Source organism: Lottiidibacillus patelloidae (genome assembly GCF_002262935.1).
Classification (GTDB): Bacteria; Bacillota; Bacilli; order Bacillales; family SA5d-4; genus Lottiidibacillus; species Lottiidibacillus patelloidae.
This window is the reverse complement of record NZ_NPIA01000011.1, coordinates 13,248-29,876: the sequence shown is the minus strand read 5'-3', so window position 1 is coordinate 29,876 and position 16,629 is coordinate 13,248. Positions and strand designations below refer to the sequence as shown.

General features: G+C 35.3%; 13 protein-coding genes and 2 tRNA genes. All 15 read left to right on the top strand.

Annotated elements, in window-relative coordinates:
* Positions 1-52 precede the first annotated feature (52 nt).
* The 15 genes from mfd to tilS all read left to right on the top strand — a co-directional run bounded on the left by mfd (position 53) and on the right by tilS (position 16,629).
* Positions 53-3,592, top strand: a complete 3,540-nt coding sequence (gene mfd, locus CIB95_RS15095; RefSeq protein ID WP_094926529.1) for a transcription-repair coupling factor — start codon at positions 53-55, stop codon at positions 3,590-3,592.
* 131 nt (positions 3,593-3,723) lie between these two features.
* Positions 3,724-4,263 carry a stage V sporulation protein T gene (spoVT, locus tag CIB95_RS15090; protein WP_094926527.1) on the top strand — a complete coding sequence of 180 codons (540 nt, stop codon included), beginning with the start codon at positions 3,724-3,726 and terminating at the stop codon, positions 4,261-4,263.
* 345 nt (positions 4,264-4,608) lie between these two features.
* Positions 4,609-6,195, top strand: coding sequence for a putative polysaccharide biosynthesis protein (locus tag CIB95_RS15085; RefSeq protein WP_158217650.1), 1,587 nt, complete (start codon positions 4,609-4,611; stop codon positions 6,193-6,195).
* 13 nt (positions 6,196-6,208) lie between these two features.
* The gene (gene yabN, locus CIB95_RS15080) at positions 6,209-7,663 is read left to right on the top strand and encodes a bifunctional methyltransferase/pyrophosphohydrolase YabN (RefSeq protein WP_094926523.1); all 1,455 of its coding nucleotides are present in this window, start codon (positions 6,209-6,211) and stop codon (positions 7,661-7,663) included.
* Positions 7,664-7,749: 86 nt separating this feature from the next.
* Entirely contained in the window at positions 7,750-8,019 is a 270-nt protein-coding gene (locus tag CIB95_RS15075; protein ID WP_094926521.1) for an RNA-binding S4 domain-containing protein, read from the top strand.
* Between the two features lie 118 nt (positions 8,020-8,137).
* Positions 8,138-8,446, top strand: a complete 309-nt coding sequence (gene yabP, locus CIB95_RS15070; RefSeq protein WP_094926519.1) for a sporulation protein YabP — start codon at positions 8,138-8,140, stop codon at positions 8,444-8,446.
* On the top strand, positions 8,443-9,048 hold the full coding sequence (yabQ, locus tag CIB95_RS15065) for a spore cortex biosynthesis protein YabQ (RefSeq protein WP_094926517.1): 606 nt from the start codon (positions 8,443-8,445) through the stop codon (positions 9,046-9,048). The genes yabP and yabQ overlap by 4 nt, the downstream gene beginning before the upstream one ends.
* A gap of 15 nt (positions 9,049-9,063) precedes the next feature.
* Positions 9,064-9,441: an FtsB family cell division protein gene (locus CIB95_RS15060; protein ID WP_094926515.1), complete on the top strand. Its 378-nt coding sequence runs from the start codon at positions 9,064-9,066 to the stop codon at positions 9,439-9,441.
* Between the two features lie 76 nt (positions 9,442-9,517).
* Positions 9,518-9,949, top strand: coding sequence for a S1 domain-containing RNA-binding protein (locus CIB95_RS15055; RefSeq protein ID WP_094926513.1), 432 nt, complete (start codon positions 9,518-9,520; stop codon positions 9,947-9,949).
* 111 nt (positions 9,950-10,060) lie between these two features.
* Positions 10,061-10,137, top strand: a tRNA-Met gene (locus tag CIB95_RS15050).
* 13 nt (positions 10,138-10,150) lie between these two features.
* Positions 10,151-10,222, top strand: a tRNA-Glu gene (locus CIB95_RS15045).
* Between the two features lie 172 nt (positions 10,223-10,394).
* The gene (locus tag CIB95_RS15040; protein ID WP_094926511.1) at positions 10,395-11,684 is read left to right on the top strand and encodes an MFS transporter; all 1,290 of its coding nucleotides are present in this window, start codon (positions 10,395-10,397) and stop codon (positions 11,682-11,684) included.
* 14 nt (positions 11,685-11,698) lie between these two features.
* A complete protein-coding gene (locus CIB95_RS15035; protein ID WP_094926510.1) occupies positions 11,699-12,457 on the top strand; it encodes a hypothetical protein in 759 nt (252 codons plus the stop codon).
* Positions 12,458-12,645: 188 nt separating this feature from the next.
* Positions 12,646-15,096, top strand: a complete 2,451-nt coding sequence (spoIIE, locus tag CIB95_RS15030; RefSeq protein ID WP_094926508.1) for a stage II sporulation protein E — start codon at positions 12,646-12,648, stop codon at positions 15,094-15,096.
* A 138-nt stretch (positions 15,097-15,234) separates the two neighbouring features.
* Positions 15,235-16,629: a tRNA lysidine(34) synthetase TilS gene (gene tilS / locus CIB95_RS15025; RefSeq protein WP_094926507.1), complete on the top strand. Its 1,395-nt coding sequence runs from the start codon at positions 15,235-15,237 to the stop codon at positions 16,627-16,629.

Sequence of the window (16,629 nt, the reverse complement as noted above, 5' to 3'; positions counted from 1 at the left end):
CTTTGGTGAGGACCAAAGCATTTTTCCGTTGTAAAAAGGAGGGGGGATTCCTTTGGAAAGACTAATAGACTTAATTGCAAAATCTGAAGAAATAAATAGTGTCATAAGCGGGGTAGAAGCAGGATTATCTGAGCAATTAGTTTCGGGTACAGGAGGATCAGCTCGATCTTTTTACATGGCTTCACTTTATAAAAGAACGAAAAAGTCCCAGATAATTGTTACTCATAACTTATTTCAAGCACAAAAGCTCTATGACGACTTAAGTGAACTTGTGTCTGAGAATGAGATTTTTTTATATCCCGTTAACGATCTAATAGCTTCTGAAATTGCAATAGCGAGCCCAGAACTAAAAGGACAACGCCTTGAAGTATTAAATCACTGGAGTAGAGAAAACCGTGGTATTGTGATTGTACCAGTTGCTGGTTTTAGAAGAATTTTACCGCCAAAAGCAATGTGGAAGAGTAGTCAAATTTCTTTACTATTAGGAGAAGAAATTGACCTGGATCATTTTTTGGGAATGATGTTAGGGATGGGATTTGAAAGAACTTCAATGGTAACAACCCCTGGACAATTCAGTATAAGAGGTGGAATTATTGATATTTATCCACTAACTGAAGAAAATCCAGTTCGAATTGAATTATTTGATACTGACATAGATTCACTTCGCTATTTTGACGCAGAAAGTCAACGTTCGTTTGAAAAGACGCTCGAGCAAATTACATATGGACCTGCAAAGGAAACACTTCTTTTTGATGAGCAATATGACAGGGCTGCAATGTTATTAAAGGAAGAGTTAGCAAAAACACTAAAAACAGTGAAAGATAAAAAAATTCAAGGTCTTCTATCAGAGCAAATTGGCCATGAATTAGAACAACTTCAACAACATCAACCTATTGATCAATATTATAAATACATGTCTTTATATTATGAAAAGAAACATAGTTTGCTAGACTATTTGCCAAAAGATGGACTAGTATTAATTGATGAATTGAGCAGAGTTTACGATGCAGCTGAACGATTAGAAAAGGAAGAAGCGGAATGGCAGACAACACTGCTAACACAAGGAGGCTTTTTAGCAAACTTTAATTTATCTCATTCTTTTCAAGAGTTAATGGCACAAAATAATAAGCCTATAATATATTTCACATTTATGATGCGCCATGTGACTAATACGAACCCACAAAAACTTATTAACTTACCTAGTCAATCTATGCAAAACTTTCATGGGCAACTGCATTTATTGAAAAATGAACTAGACCGTTGGCAAAGAGCGAATCAAACAGTTGTCTTCCTAGCGGCAGACCAAGAACGAGCAAAGCGGTTAAGAAATGCACTATACGATTATAAAATAGAAGCTGATATTAGTAGAGATGGAATTATAAATTCTGAACGCCCACAAATAATTGCCTCTAGTGTAAGTGCGGGATTTGAATTACCAATGCTTAAGCTGGTTGTAATTACGGAGTCAGAAGTATTTAAGCAACGCGTCAGAAAACCAGTTAAAAAGCAAAAAATGTCTAATGCTGAACGAATTAAAAGCTACAGTGAGTTAAAAGTTGGCGATTATGTCGTTCATGTGAATCATGGTATTGGGAAGTACTTAGGGATTAAAACATTAGATATGAACGGTATACATAAAGATTACTTGCATTTAAAGTATGCAGGTAATGATCAGCTTTACGTACCAGTGGATCAAATTGAACAAGTGCAAAAGTTTGTTGGATCCGAAGGAAAAGACCCTAAAATATATGCACTTGGCGGAAGCGATTGGAAAAAAGTAAAAAACAAAGTGCGCTCATCTGTTGAAGACATTGCCGATGACCTAATTAAGTTATATGCAGCAAGGGAAGCAGCAAAAGGCTATGCTTTCTCTGAAGATAGCTCAGAACAAAGGGAATTTGAAGATTCTTTTCCATATCAAGAGACGGATGATCAAATACGTACAATTAACGAAATAAAAAAGGATATGGAAGATACAAAACCGATGGACCGTTTATTATGTGGCGATGTTGGTTACGGGAAAACAGAAGTGGCTATTCGTGCAGCATTTAAAGCAATTGTCGATGGCAAACAAGTAGCATTTTTAGTCCCGACAACGATATTAGCGCAACAGCATTATGAAACGTTAACAGAAAGGTTTCAAGATCATGCGATAAATATTGGTCTGTTAAGTCGTTTTAGAACGAAGGCGCAACAAGCAGAGACAACAAAAGGGTTAAAAGCAGGGACTGTTGATATTGTAGTAGGAACGCACAGACTATTATCAAAAGATGTAACGTACCGTGATTTAGGCTTATTAATTATTGATGAAGAACAGCGTTTTGGGGTTAAGCATAAAGAAAAATTAAAACAACTAAAAACAAACGTTGACGTCTTAACGTTAACGGCAACACCGATACCGCGGACACTTCATATGTCACTATTAGGTGTCCGCGATTTATCTGTTATTGAAACACCACCGGAAAACCGCTATCCGGTTCAAACGTATGTTGTAGAATCAAACCCTGGGCTAATACGTGAAGCAATTGAACGTGAAATGGCTCGTGATGGTCAAGTTTTTTATTTATATAACAAAGTTGAAGGCATTGAGAAAAAAGCAGAATCCTTATCAATGCTTGCGCCAGAAGCTAAAATTGCCTATGCGCATGGACAGATGAACGAAAATGAATTAGAAGCAGTAATTCTTGATTTTCTTGAAGGGCATTATGATGTCCTCGTAAGCACAACGATTATAGAAACTGGCGTTGACATTCCAAATGTAAATACATTAATTGTAGAAGATGCAGATAAAATGGGATTATCACAACTTTATCAATTGAGAGGAAGAGTCGGAAGATCCAATCGAGTTGCTTATGCTTACTTCACATATCAACGAGATAAAGTCTTAACAGAGGTTGCGGAAAAAAGGTTACAAGCCATTAAAGAATTTACAGAGCTTGGTTCCGGATTTAAAATTGCTATGCGTGATTTAGCAATACGCGGAGCAGGAAATTTATTAGGTGCACAGCAGCATGGTTATATTGACTCAGTTGGTTTTGATTTATATTCTCAAATGTTACAGGAAGCAATTGAAGAAAAACGTGGGTTGAAAAAGGAAGAGAAAACACCTGATGTAGAACTAAACCTTGAAGTTGATGCCTATATTCCTGATCACTATATAGAAGACTCAAAACAAAAGATCGATATGTACAAACGATTCCGAGCGTTACAGACAAAAGAAGATATTTTTGATTTGCAATCAGATATGATTGATCGCTTCGGAGAGTACCCTGGAGAAGTTGAAGATTTATTTCGCGTAGCATCAATTAAAATATTATCACAAAAGCATAAAGTGGAATCTATTTCAGAGCGAAGAAATGTAATTGAAATATTGTTTACAGAAGAAGGTTCAAATGAGACAGATCCTGCCTTACTTTATGGTGCAGTAACAGACTTTGGAAGGAAATTTCAATCGCCTATATTAATTGACCATAAAAAGTTTAAAGTTGGCGTAAACGCTAAAGGAATAGCGATGTCTGAAGCTCTACTATTAGTGGAAAAATTCTTGATAAAAATGAAGGACCTAAAAAGAGATACAATTTCTTCTTCATAATTTGGACAAAATGTATAGTTCTTGGCAAGAGAAGGATACTATAACCAAGTTAATGGTGAAATCTTCATTAGATGTAAGTCTTTTATGAAGCGCCAATAAAAACATCAAAGATGAAAGCGAGGCATCACTAGATGAAAGCAACAGGAATTGTTCGTCGTATTGATGATTTAGGTCGCGTAGTAATACCGAAAGAAATTAGAAGAACATTAAGAATTAGAGAAGGCGACCCTTTAGAGATCTTTGTTGACAGAGATGGAGAAGTAATTTTGAAGAAGTACTCTCCAATAAGTGAATTAAGTCATTTTGCCCAAGAATACGCTGACTCTCTTTATGATAGCAGTGGTCATTTAGTACTTATTGCAGATCGCGATACGTTCATCGCAGTATCTGGTGGATCCAAAAAAGAATACTTAAACAAAAGCATAGGACAAGTTGTTGAGAAAACAATGGATGAAAGATCAACAAATTTACAAAGTCCAGAAGGTGAAACGGAAATTATTGATGGGCATGGAGAAGAGATTTCTTCTTTTATTGTTGCCCCAATTATTGCAGGCGGAGATCCGATTGGTGCAGTGTTGTTTATATCCAAAGACGAGAAGTCGATGGGTGACGTTGAGCAAAAGCTAGTAGAAACTGCAGCAAACTTTCTTGCAAGACAAATGGAACAATAAGATGTTAAGGGGCAGCTATGCTGCCTCTTTTTCGTTTTCCTTTGCCCGTTTTTATGCACAAGCTAGGTTGCGAGGAATTTCACGTTGCCGACAGGACATCGGCGTGTTTAGTGAAATTAGCGATTCCTTCAGCTTTTCTTTATCTGTCTAGCTTCGACTCCTAGCGACTAGTTAACTTCATACTTCTCGTTTGCGATAAGTCAACATCGATTCGCAAAGCTCATCGTGTTTCCTTTATTTCGAGTCGAAGTACGATAAGGTTATACGGCGCTAAACGGGAGCATCAGCTTTTCTTATTATGATATAATGAAACAATTGATATTTGTGTTTGTGGATGGTGAGGTAATGAGTAAAGGAACGCTATTGAAAGGTGCAATTATATTATCAATAGCCGGAGTAATTACAAAAGTAATTTCTGCAATATATCGAGTGCCGTATCAAAATATGGCTGGAGATATCGGATTTTATGTTTATCAACAAGTATATCCTTTTTATGGGATGGCAATCATTTTTGCAACGATTGGTTTTCCAGTTGTAATTTCTAAATTTGTTGCAGAATATAGAGTTAAAAACAAAGAGAAGCTCCAAGAGTTTTTGGCGTTATCCTTTATTAGTTTACAAATAGCTGGATTAGTAATATTTCTAATCTTTTATTTAGGAGCCCCTGTTATCGCTTCATTTATGCAAGACAATCAATTGGTACTGCCGATTCGAGCAATTTCTTTTATTTTTTTATTTGTCCCATTTGTCGCTGTTGTTCGCGGGTATTATCAAGGACTGGGCGACATGAAACCGACAGCTATGACTCAAATTATCGAACAGGTTATACGCATTACGGTAATATTAACGTTTACATACATTTTTGTTAAAAACGGTTTTGGAGATTATGTGGTAGGTACTGGTGCTGCATTTGGATCAATAATAGGAGTGTTCTTTGCAGGTGTTTTATTATTTTTAATTAGTAGAGAAGACATATCATATCGAGCTTTCTTAATGCACATTAAGAAGGTCAACGGGTATACAACTGTTATAAAGAAAATATATATGCATGGCTTTGCGATTTGTTTAAGCGCAATGGCCTTAATTTTATTTCAGGCAATTGATGCGTTTACGATGGTTCCTTTATTAAAAACAATAGGTATTAACGTAGAGGAAGCTAAAATCATGAAAGGTGTTTATGATCGAGGACAACCATTAATACAGCTAGGAACAGTTATTGCTACATCAATTGCATTACCACTTATTCCGATGTTAGCTACTGTTTTTGCGCAAAAGAAATGGGAAGAACTAAGAAGTAAAGCGGAGTTAGCGTTGCGAACTAGTTTATTATTCGGGCTTGCAGCAGTTGCTGGACTAGCAATTATAATCGAACCTGTAAATATTATGCTTTTTACAGACGGAAAAGGAACAGATGTTTTACTTATTTTAAGTTTTTCAATCCTTTTCAGTTCTATAACTTCTACTACATCGGCTGTGCTACAAGGTGTAGGTTATATCGGGTTGACTGCTCGCCACGTCACTTATGGTATTATTTTAAAAATCATATTATCTCTAGCTTTAATTCCTATATATGCAACGAAAGGAGCTGCTCTTGCCACAGTAATAGGTTTTTCTTTTATTGCATTATTAAATGTCATTGCAATGCTTAGAAAAGTTGGAGGTTGTATACCTTCATTAAAAAAAATACTATTAATGTTATTAGCAACAATCTTCCTAATTGTTGCGTGCAGTAGTTGGCAATTTTTAATAAGTGATTTCCTTCACTTACATATGAACACGCGCTTAGGAGCAGCTTTTATTGCCCTAAGTACAGCAGTTCTAGGAGTAGCCGTTTATCTTGGGACGATTATATTTGTCGGTGTTTATTCTGAAGAGGAACTTAAGGCTCTTCCTATCGCAAAAAAAATTCCAATATTAAAAAGAGAAAGATAAGAAGGATGATATTGTGAGTAAATCTATTAAAATTATTGGTCTAGGTGCTGGTGATGAGCAGCAGATCACACTAGGTACATTACGAATATTAAAAGAGGCGGAAGCGTTATATTTACGTACGAAGGAACACCCAGTTGTACCCTATTTAGAAACAGAAGGTGTTCACTATTGTTCATATGACAATATATATGAGGAAAATAAAGCGTTTGAAGACGTATATGCTACTATCGCGGAAAAGCTATTAAGTGAAGCTGAAACGAAAGATATAGTTTATGCAGTACCAGGACATCCAATGGTTGCAGAGAGTACAGTGCAATTATTATTAGAAGAAGGAAAAAAACGCGGGTATAAAATAAATATTGCGGGAGGCCAAAGCTTTCTGGACACTCTGTTTACTGCACTTAAAATAGACCCGAACGATGGGTGTCAATTTGTTGATGGAACAGTGTTGAAGCGGAACGAATTACAAGTACGTCATCATATCATTATTAGCCAAGTTTATGATGCCTTTATCGCTTCAGAGGTGAAGTTAACATTAATGGAGCTATTGCCAGATGATTATGAAGTTAAAATTGTAACAGCTGCGGGTAGTATGGAAGAAAAGATAGAAACCGTAAAATTACATGAATTAGACCGAGCGGTGACTCTTAGTAATTTAACTTCTGTATATGTTCCACCTGTAAAAAAGGAAGAAGTACTTTATCGTAATTTTGAGTTTCTGCGTCAAACCATTGCAACTTTACGTGGACCGAACGGTTGTCCGTGGGATAAAGAACAAACACATGAAACGCTAAAAAAATATTTAATAGAAGAAAGCTATGAAGTTCTTGAAGCTATTGATGAACAGGATGATGACCATCTCATTGAAGAGCTTGGCGATGTTCTTTTACAAGTATTACTTCATGCTCAAATCGGCGAAGACGATGGCTATTTTTCAATTGACGATGTTATTAAGAATTTAAGCGAGAAAATGATTCGCCGCCACCCTCACGTTTTTGCAGATGTAAAGTTACAAACAGAAGAGCAAGTTGTCGAGAACTGGCAAAAGATTAAAAATAGAGAAAAGAAAAATGCTAGCGATTACTCACATTTAAGTGGTGTTAATAAAAGTTTACCAGGGCTTTTAAAAGCATATGCCATTCAGAAAAAAGCGGCTAAAGTTGGATTTGACTGGCCAAATGTAGTGGATGCTTGGGAAAAAGTTCGTGAAGAGGTCACAGAATTCCATGAAGTTTTTCAACAAGATTATGATAAGCAGGTAGAAGAAATAGGCGACCTATTATTTGCGATTGTCAATGTTACTAGATTCTTGAAGATTGACCCTGAAATCGCAATCAATAGTTGTATTCGTAAGTTCGAAAAACGTTTTCATTTTATTGAAGAAAATGCGAAAAAATCAGGCGTAAAATTAGAAGATATGTCTCTTGAAGAAATGGATAACTTATGGAATCAAGCGAAGAAAAGATAAAATGTAATTGCAGGACTTTTGCATTCTTAAGAGAATGTTACGAGGAAAAGCATTTTAGTGATTTATTTGGGGAGAGGTGTAATTAAATGAGATTAGATAAATTTTTAAAAGTTTCGCGGATCATTAAGAGAAGAACACTAGCGAAGGAAGTGGCAGATAGTGGTCGTGTTTCTATTAATGGGCTTGAAGCGAAAGCAAGTACAAAAGTTAAAGTCGGCGATGAGCTAACACTTAAATTTGGCCAAAAAATATTAACGGTAAAGGTAGAAGCGATATCTGAGAATGCGAAAAAAGCTGAAGCAGAAGAACTTTACTCTATCGTAAAAGAAGAAAGAATCGAAAACCCATCCATTTAAAGGATGGGTTTTTTACCCTTTAGAAATAAATTACTCTCTTTCTACAAAGATTTATAGAGGGCTTGTTCTATTTATTCATAAATTCTCATAAATATTTTGGTAGAGGGAGGCGATAGTAATGGAACGCTATTATGAAAATAATACAGTGAATAAAGGTGCAACTGAAGCACAGCATGACATTATTATGAGAGGGAGGAGAGCGGTAGAAATCACCGGCGTAAAACAGGTGGAAAGCTTTGATAATGAAGAGTTTTTACTGGAAACATCTATGGGTTACTTATCGATTCGTGGTCAAAACTTATCAATGAAAAACTTAGATGTAGATAAAGGGAATGTCTCAATCAAAGGGAAAGTATTTGATATTGTATACCTAGATGAGCAGCAAACGGAGAAAGCTAAAGGGTTCTTTAGCAAGTTATTTAAATGAGTCTTTCCGTTCAATTTCTAACTACATTGGCTATGATAGCAATGGGGGTAGAGGTTGGTGCTGCACTTGATACGTATAAACGATTTATCGAGAAGCAAAAATCGATTATATTATTTATTAATGATTTTTTGTTTTGGGTATGCCAAGGTTTATTAATCTTCCTTGTTTTACTTAATGTAAATGAGGGTGAACTTCGCATATTTGTTTTTTTAGCATTACTTTGTGGATATGCAATGTACCAAAGTTTATTCAAGTCAATATACATGAGACTATTAGAAAGATTAATTTCCATTACAATTACCTTGTATCGTTTTTTGCGAAAACTCATCAATGGACTTATTATTAAGCCCATTATATGGCTGTTGCAACTAGTTCTTGCTTTATGTATGATGATAGGAAAGGTAATTTACACCATATTCCTATCAATATGCAAATTCTTTCTTGCGATAATATCCTGGATCTTAAAGCTTCTTTATGCATTACTTCCGACAAAGATTAAAAATTATTTACACAAAGGGAAGGAAATTTTGTTAAAAGGAAAAGGATATTGGGTATTATTACAGAATAAAGTAAAGCAATGGATTAAGAAATGGCGGAGTTAGGAGGTTCAATAACGTATGGAACCGGCAAGAAAACGAAAGATTACTCAAATTCATTCAGAATACGCACAGTATGAAAATGAGGTCCAAGTTAAAACTAATACAAAGCGTAATTACTTGAAGAACCGTTTAATTGCACTCGTAGTAATAATGACTATAATTACAGTACCTATGCTTGTCATGATGAACAATCAAGACGCAAAAATTGCAAGTCAACTAAAAGAAAAAGAAGCAATGGAAGAAAAATTAGTTACTTTAAAGAAGGAACAAAAGCAATTACAACAAGAAGTTATTAAATTAAATGATAATGAATATATAGCAGAACTTGCTAGAAGAGACTTATTTTTGTCAAGTGAAGGTGAGAAGGTTTTCATAACCCCGCCATCATCAAATTGACATTGCAATTTTCTGTAACGTATAATAAAGAAAGTAATGTTAACTTTTTTATTTCTTAAGGAGGAGCAATTTTTTTATGTCAATCGAGGTAGGCAGCAAGCTACAAGGGAAGGTCACAGGTATTACAAACTTTGGAGCGTTCGTTGAGCTTCCAGAAGGTGCTACAGGGTTAGTTCATATCAGTGAAGTTGCTGACAATTATGTCAAAGACATTAATGATTTTTTAAAGGTCGGAGATGAAGTTCAAGTTAAAGTCATCAACGTTGAGTCAGATGGCAAGATTGGACTATCAATTAAAAAGGCGAACGAAAGTGAGAATAAAGCGGCATCTTCTTCAAGACCACCACGTTCTGGAAAACCACAACGTTCACCTAGACCTCCAAGAAAGCCGATGGAAAATTTCGAATCGAAAATGAGTCGTTTCTTGAAGGATAGTGAAGAAAACTTAGCTTCACTGCGTCGCAATACGGAATCAAAGCGCGGAGGCAGAGGAGCTAAGCGTGGCTAGCTAACTGCTTGCTTGGAAATATTAAGCACCTATTTTAGGTGCTTTTTTTCATGAAAAAATATTGACGGATAAACTTAATTTTTGTATTATAAATCTTGTGTTTTTCATATTGGCGGTGTAGCTCAGCTGGCTAGAGCGTACGGTTCATACCCGTGAGGTCGGGGGTTCGATCCCCTTCGCCGCTACCAAGTAAATAATTCTGGCCCGTTGGTCAAGCGGTTAAGACACCGCCCTTTCACGGCGGTAACACGGGTTCGAATCCCGTACGGGTCATCAAAAATAGAAAAACCTCATCTTATGATGAGGTTTTTTTATTTATTCTTCTTATCAAAGTAACAACCCTCGTACTGTTACTATTTCTTCATTAATTATTCAAAGTGTTATAATTTTGTATATCTATCTCGAGAAAAAACAAATAGGATTTTTTATTATAAGGAGTTATTCAATGAATGAGTATGTAAAGCTATTAAGGAATAAGTACTACAGAAAGTTTTTAATCGCGATGACGGTACTACAACTTGGTCGAAAAGTCTCATGGATTGCGTTAGCTTGGTTTGTCTATGAAGTTACTGGTTCCGCTCTTTCGATTGGAATTGTCATCTTTTCAGCGACAATATCACCATTACTATCGAGTATATTTGTCGGGGGTATTTTAGATAAGTATGACAGAAGGAACATAATGATTTTTGAAAACATAATTAGAGGAACATTACTTTTAAGTATTCCATTACTTTTTTGGTTTGATCTATTGAACTTCCAGCTTATTATTACAGTTGTAGTCATAAATGGAATACTATCTTCGTTTACTACGATAGGGACTTCAGCAATATTGCCTTCGTTTATTCATGAAGATGATTTAGAAACTGCAAATGCGCTTTTTACAATGTCATGGCAAATTGCCTTTTTAGTTGGTCCGGCTATTGGTGGTCTTTGTGTAGCAGCATTCGGCTCGCCAATTACGCTTTTACTAGATGTTTTGGCCTTTTACATTGCCTCATTTTTATATTATAAAATTCCTCAAGAAGTATATCAGCGCGACCAAACAATAGATACGAGTAAAGATGATAATAAAAGTAATAGTCAAAGAGTGTTGAGCTTTTTCAAAGATACCAAGGCTGGATTTACTTTCATCTTTAAATTCCCTGTTCTAATTGTTATTGCTGTTGTAACTTTGTTATTTAATTTTGCTTATGGGCCGCTTGAACCGATGTTTCCAATATACGTCGATAAAGTTTTACAATCTGGACCGGAAACATTAGGTCTTATGTGGACGTTTTTCGCAATTGGTTCATTGTTAGGAGCATTTTTGTGGGTCCGTTTTAAGAAGAACTTCGCATATTCTCACGCATTAGGTAGTGTCATTATTTTGTGGGGAATTGTCCCGTTCCTATTAACGAAAGTTGATACTCCATTTCTTGTGTTTGCTTTCATGTTTTTCGGTGGAGCGGTATATGCACCTTACAATATTGTTGCACCTACATTGCGCCAAAGGCTTGTTCCGAATCAGATAAGAGGAAGGGTTTTTGGAGCTTATGGCTTAATAGGTGGTTTAGGTCTACCTTTAGGCGTCTATGTAGGTGGTTTGTTAGGGGAGTATTATGGAGCAATTCATACCATCTTTCTTTCTAGTATATTTACTTTTTGTTTAGGGATATTTGTTTTTATGCACCCTGCTTTACGGTTTACTAAAGCGGAAACGTTGAAGGTACCGGAAGATTATAAAAGTTTGAACTAAGGTGGTATAAATAGATGAAAGCACCCCAGGATATATTAAAAGTTTGGAATAAATTTAATAGCTTTCCAATGGAAACGTTAACGAAAGCGTGGTTTTATGAGCAAGGTACAAAGCAGAAGCAAAGAAGCGTATCGTTAATGAAAGAACATTATGAGCAATATCTTATTACAGGTAATTGCTTTGACTTAACGATATGGCTGTTAGACGAATTTAAAGAAGCGGGAATTGAGTCGTACCCCATCGGAACGAACTTACATACAGAAGATGCTCATGTCGCGGCGATCGCTTTAGATGAAAAGGGTAATCGTTATTTATGTGATTTAGGTGATCAATGGATTCAACCAATTTTAGTAGATAAATGCTCTAGTTGTTTTAGTGAAGAAAAGTTAGCAGGTTACTTTCCGGCAGCGGAAGTAGCAGTACAGGCAGAAGAAAATCAAGCTACAATTAACTACTATAGACCGAACGGAAAAATAAGTAAGCAGACATACGATTTAACAAAAGTAAGTAATGAAGAATTTTTCCTAGCTGCTGAAACATCTCAGCGTAAAGTAGGAAAGAAACCGTTATTAGAATGTCGAATCTTCGATAAGGGTGAAGTAACACATTGGGAGTTTTATAATTGGGAAAGTTGGTTAAGTACAAGTAAAGGAAAGTTTTATGATAAAGAGGTACAAAATATAGATAAGTGGGTTACGAGAATCCATCAAAAAACTAGCTATGATAAAGCTTTTATATTAGAAGCATTAAAGCTATATGCACAAAGAAAATAAACCGCCATTAGGCGGTTTATTAATTACTCAGAAAAGAGAAGTAGTTAAAGTTTTAGCAATAATGTAAGAAAAACGTCGATAAGTTTACCTGTTTTCCACTCTTATTTTGACAAAGTTTGAAAACTAGCTATGTTTTAATTGAAAAAAAGCATGGGACAAGCGAGAAAAAATAGGAGGGTGGGAAAAAAATGCGAGTTTCAACAACAGTTGAACATATGAAAGACACAATACCATTCTTTGTACGAACAAGAAGGCAATTAGAAACTGTCTTAATAAAAAAAGGTTTATTTTTAATGATTATCGCTTTTCTACTAGGAAGAGCTGCAATATTAACGGACATTATGCCTTTTGCTATTCCGTTTTTCGCAACCGTTTTCATTATTAAACGTGATAAAGCTTTACTTATTGCAATGGCTCTAATTGCTGGGAGTATAACAAAAGATCCAATCAATAGTGTTTTTGTATTTTCAGGATTAGCTGTTTTTTTAATAACAAGAAAACTAATTAATTTTAGTAGCAAAAGTGATCAGCGTACTTTGCCATTTACAATTTTTCTAGCAAGTTTAATTACACGCCTTTGTTTTGAGTATATGGTGGGTCCAGATCTTTTATTACTAGAATTAGTGATGGCATTTTTAGAAGCCGGACTAAGTTTACTGTTAGCAATGATTTTTTTACAAAGTGTGCCATTATTAACAACAAATAATAGAAGGCATGCGTTAAGGCATGAGGAAATAATAAGTTTAATGATATTAATAGCTTCAGTAATGACTGGAGCGATTGGCTGGACTGTCTTTGATTTATCTATAGCCAATATACTTACGAGATACTTAGTTATCGTTTTTGCATATACAGGGGGAGTGGCTGTAGGAACAACAGTTGGTGTAGTTACTGGCTTAATAGTTAGCTTAGCGAGTGTCAGTAGTTTATATCAAATGAGTTTACTAGCTTTTACAGGGTTGTTAGGTGGACTTTTAAAAGAAAATAAAAAATTTGGAGTAGCTATTGCTCTTATTATTAGTACGTTACTAATCGGACTATCTGGATTAAATAGTCAGTCATTAACAAATGCGTTATACGAATCATTTGTCGCAATCGCATTACTTTTTTTCACTCCAATATTTATTTTTAAAAAAATATCTACCTATATCCCTGGAACAAAAGAATATAGTAATGAACAGCAACAATATTTAAGAAAAGTGCGAAATGTAACAGCGGATCGTGTTGAACAATTTTCAAGCCTATTCCAAGCTTTAGCAAATAGCTTCTCTTATAATGGCCTCACTGTAGAGGATGAGGAGTCAAATAAAGAGGTTGATTATTTCCTGAGCAATGTTACAGAAAAAACGTGTCAAACGTGCTTTAAAAAAGAATATTGTTGGGCAGAAAATTTCAATAAAACATATGGGTATATGCAAAATATAATGGATGAAGTTGAAGAGCATGAGGAAGTCCGCAACAAAGTGTTCCTTCGAGAATGGAATAACTATTGTTATAAATCAAAAAAAGTAATCGATGCGATCAAACAAGAATTAAATTATTTTCAGGCTAATAAAAAGTTAAAAAGACAAGTGCAGGAAAGTAGAAAGCTTGTAGCTGATCAACTTTTTGGTGTATCACAAGTGATGGAAGACTTTGCGAAGGAAATACAACGTGAACGAATGCAAAATCATCATCAAGAAGAACAAATTTTAGAAGTAATTCAAAGCTTAGGCTTGGAGATTTTACAAATTGAAATATATAGCTTAGAGGAAGGGAAAATAGATATAGAAATTACTTTCCCAGGACCGGATATGTTAGGTGAATTCGAAAAGTTATTTGCACCATTACTTTCAGATGTATTACAAGAGACGGTAGTTGTTAAAAATAAAGAGGGCGGCGAACACCCTAATGACCCTTGTACGATAACTTTCGGATCGACGAAAGCGTTTGAGATTGAAACTGGGGTCGCGAATGCTGCTAAAGGTGGAGCTTGGCTGTCGGGGGATTGCTATTCAACAATTGAGTTAGCCTCAAGTAAGTATGCAATAGCTATTAGTGATGGAATGGGTAATGGGCAAAGAGCTCACTTAGAAAGCAATGAAACGCTAAGATTGTTGCAGAAAATACTTCAATCAGGTATTGAAGAGAGCATAGCAATAAAATCGATTAACTCAGTCCTTTCTTTACGGTCGACAGATGAAATATTCTCGACGCTTGATTTAGCAATGGTTGATTTACAGACTGCAAAGGCGAAATTTTTAAAGATTGGTTCAATCCCGAGTTTCATTAAAAGAAACGACCGTGTTTTAATGGTTCAAGCAAGTAATTTACCAATGGGTATTATTAAAGACTTTGAGGTCGATGTAGTTAGTATGGAGTTAAAAGCGGGAGACTTACTAATTATGATGAGTGATGGAATTTTTGATGGCCCTAAACATGTAGAAAATAAAGAGTCATGGTTAAAACGAAAGCTAAGTGAATTTGAAACCGAAGACCCACAAGCAGTAGCAGATTTATTATTAGAAGAAGTTATTAATTCACGTGATGGCGACATTAATGATGATATGACGGTTGTAGTTGCTAAAGTTAAGCGCAATATACCAAAATGGGCTACATTTTCACAAAAGCAGTTTTTAGGTAAATTAAACAACCAATAAGATTTATAAAAGTCCGAGAGAGTTAATCCTTGGACTTTCATTTTTTAGGGGTTATTGTAAGAAACAATAGGGAAATAATGATAAGATAGAGTAGTATTTAATAAACATAATTATTAGGCTAGAAATGAGGATAACGTTTTGCAAACGGTTCACGGTTTTATTAAGCGGCATCAGCTTATAAAAAATAATTCTACAATTGTAGTAGGTGTCTCTGGTGGGCCAGATTCATTGGCATTGCTTCACTTTTTATGGAACCATCGTACCCATTTTGGTATTAATGTCATTGCTGCTCACGTCGATCATATGCTTAGAGGGGAACAATCTCACGACGATTATCTAGCAGTAGCTGCATTTTGTGATGCATTGGGCATACTACTTGAGGCAGAAAAAATAGACGTTAATAGCTATAAAAAGAAAGAAAAGCTTAGTACGCAAGTAGCGGCTCGAAATGCTAGATATGCCTTTTTTGAAGATGTGATGAAAAAGCACCATGCAGATTATTTAGCATTGGCACACCACGGGGATGATCAAGTAGAAACAATGATTATGAACCAAGTTAGAGGGAGTGTTGGATTTGGTCAGGCGGGTATCCCTTTCAAGCGTCCTTTTTCTGAAGGGATGATTATTCGTCCATTTTTAAGCATAACGAAAGATGAAATTGAGCACTATTGTAAAGAAGAAAAAATATTACCTAGATATGATGAAAGTAATGAGAGTGATTCGTATACAAGAAATCGATTTAGGAAATATGTCTTGCCTTTTTTGAAAAAGGAAAATCCAAATGTCCACTTGCGAATGCAAACGCAAAGTGAACTACTGATGGCTGATCAACAGTGGCTGATTAAAGAAGCAGAAGAAAAATTAAGCGATTTACTTATTAGTAAATCAAGGGAAACTGTTATTTTAGCTGTAGAAAAATTTATACATGTTCCCTTTCCTTTACAAAGGAGAATGATTACTCTAATATTAAATTATCTATATGGTCAAAATGCCCAAGATTTATCTTATGTACATATTCAGCAGGTGTTAGATTTACTTAATAATAAACACCCTTCTGGGGAATTGTTTTTACCAAAAGGAATTTACATATCACGTTCTTATTCATGCTGTTCATTTTCAGTACATATGCTTAAAGAAGACCATTTTTCTTATGAAAAAGAATTACATATTCCAGGACAATGTGAAACTCCAATTGGCACTATTCAGGTTAGTTTAGAGGAAAAACTCCCAACAATAAAAGATGAGAAATCTTTTTTTGTTTGTAATTACGAAGATTTAACACTTCCAATTATTGTTCGTACTCGAGTGCCAGGTGACAGAATGACATTGAAGGGGAGTCCAGGTTCAAAAAAGCTCAAGGCAATATTTATTGACCAAAAGGTGGATAAAGAGCTACGCGATGTATGGCCGGTTGTTGTTGATGGTAATAACAATATATTGTGGTTACCAAAACTAAAGCTTTCTAGCTTTGCACAAACCTCACAAAACACTGCTAAATATGTCGTATTCACATTTTGTAATCTTAACCAATAG

What these genes read in the sequence shown, in the direction of transcription:
- CIB95_RS15075 (WP_094926521.1), top strand. Translation starts at nt 7,750, where the DNA reads ATGAGATTAGATAAATTTTTAAAAGTTTCGCGGATCATTAAGAGAAGA.
- CIB95_RS15085 (WP_158217650.1), top strand. Translation starts at nt 4,609, where the DNA reads ATGAGTAAAGGAACGCTATTGAAAGGTGCAATTATATTATCAATAGCC.
- yabQ (WP_094926517.1), top strand. Translation starts at nt 8,443, where the DNA reads ATGAGTCTTTCCGTTCAATTTCTAACTACATTGGCTATGATAGCAATG.
- yabP (WP_094926519.1), top strand. Translation starts at nt 8,138, where the DNA reads ATGGAACGCTATTATGAAAATAATACAGTGAATAAAGGTGCAACTGAA.
- CIB95_RS15035 (WP_094926510.1), top strand. Translation starts at nt 11,699, where the DNA reads ATGAAAGCACCCCAGGATATATTAAAAGTTTGGAATAAATTTAATAGC.
- spoVT (WP_094926527.1), top strand. Translation starts at nt 3,724, where the DNA reads ATGAAAGCAACAGGAATTGTTCGTCGTATTGATGATTTAGGTCGCGTA.
- CIB95_RS15055 (WP_094926513.1), top strand. Translation starts at nt 9,518, where the DNA reads ATGTCAATCGAGGTAGGCAGCAAGCTACAAGGGAAGGTCACAGGTATT.
- CIB95_RS15040 (WP_094926511.1), top strand. Translation starts at nt 10,395, where the DNA reads ATGAATGAGTATGTAAAGCTATTAAGGAATAAGTACTACAGAAAGTTT.
- CIB95_RS15060 (WP_094926515.1), top strand. Translation starts at nt 9,064, where the DNA reads ATGGAACCGGCAAGAAAACGAAAGATTACTCAAATTCATTCAGAATAC.
- spoIIE (WP_094926508.1), top strand. Translation starts at nt 12,646, where the DNA reads ATGCGAGTTTCAACAACAGTTGAACATATGAAAGACACAATACCATTC.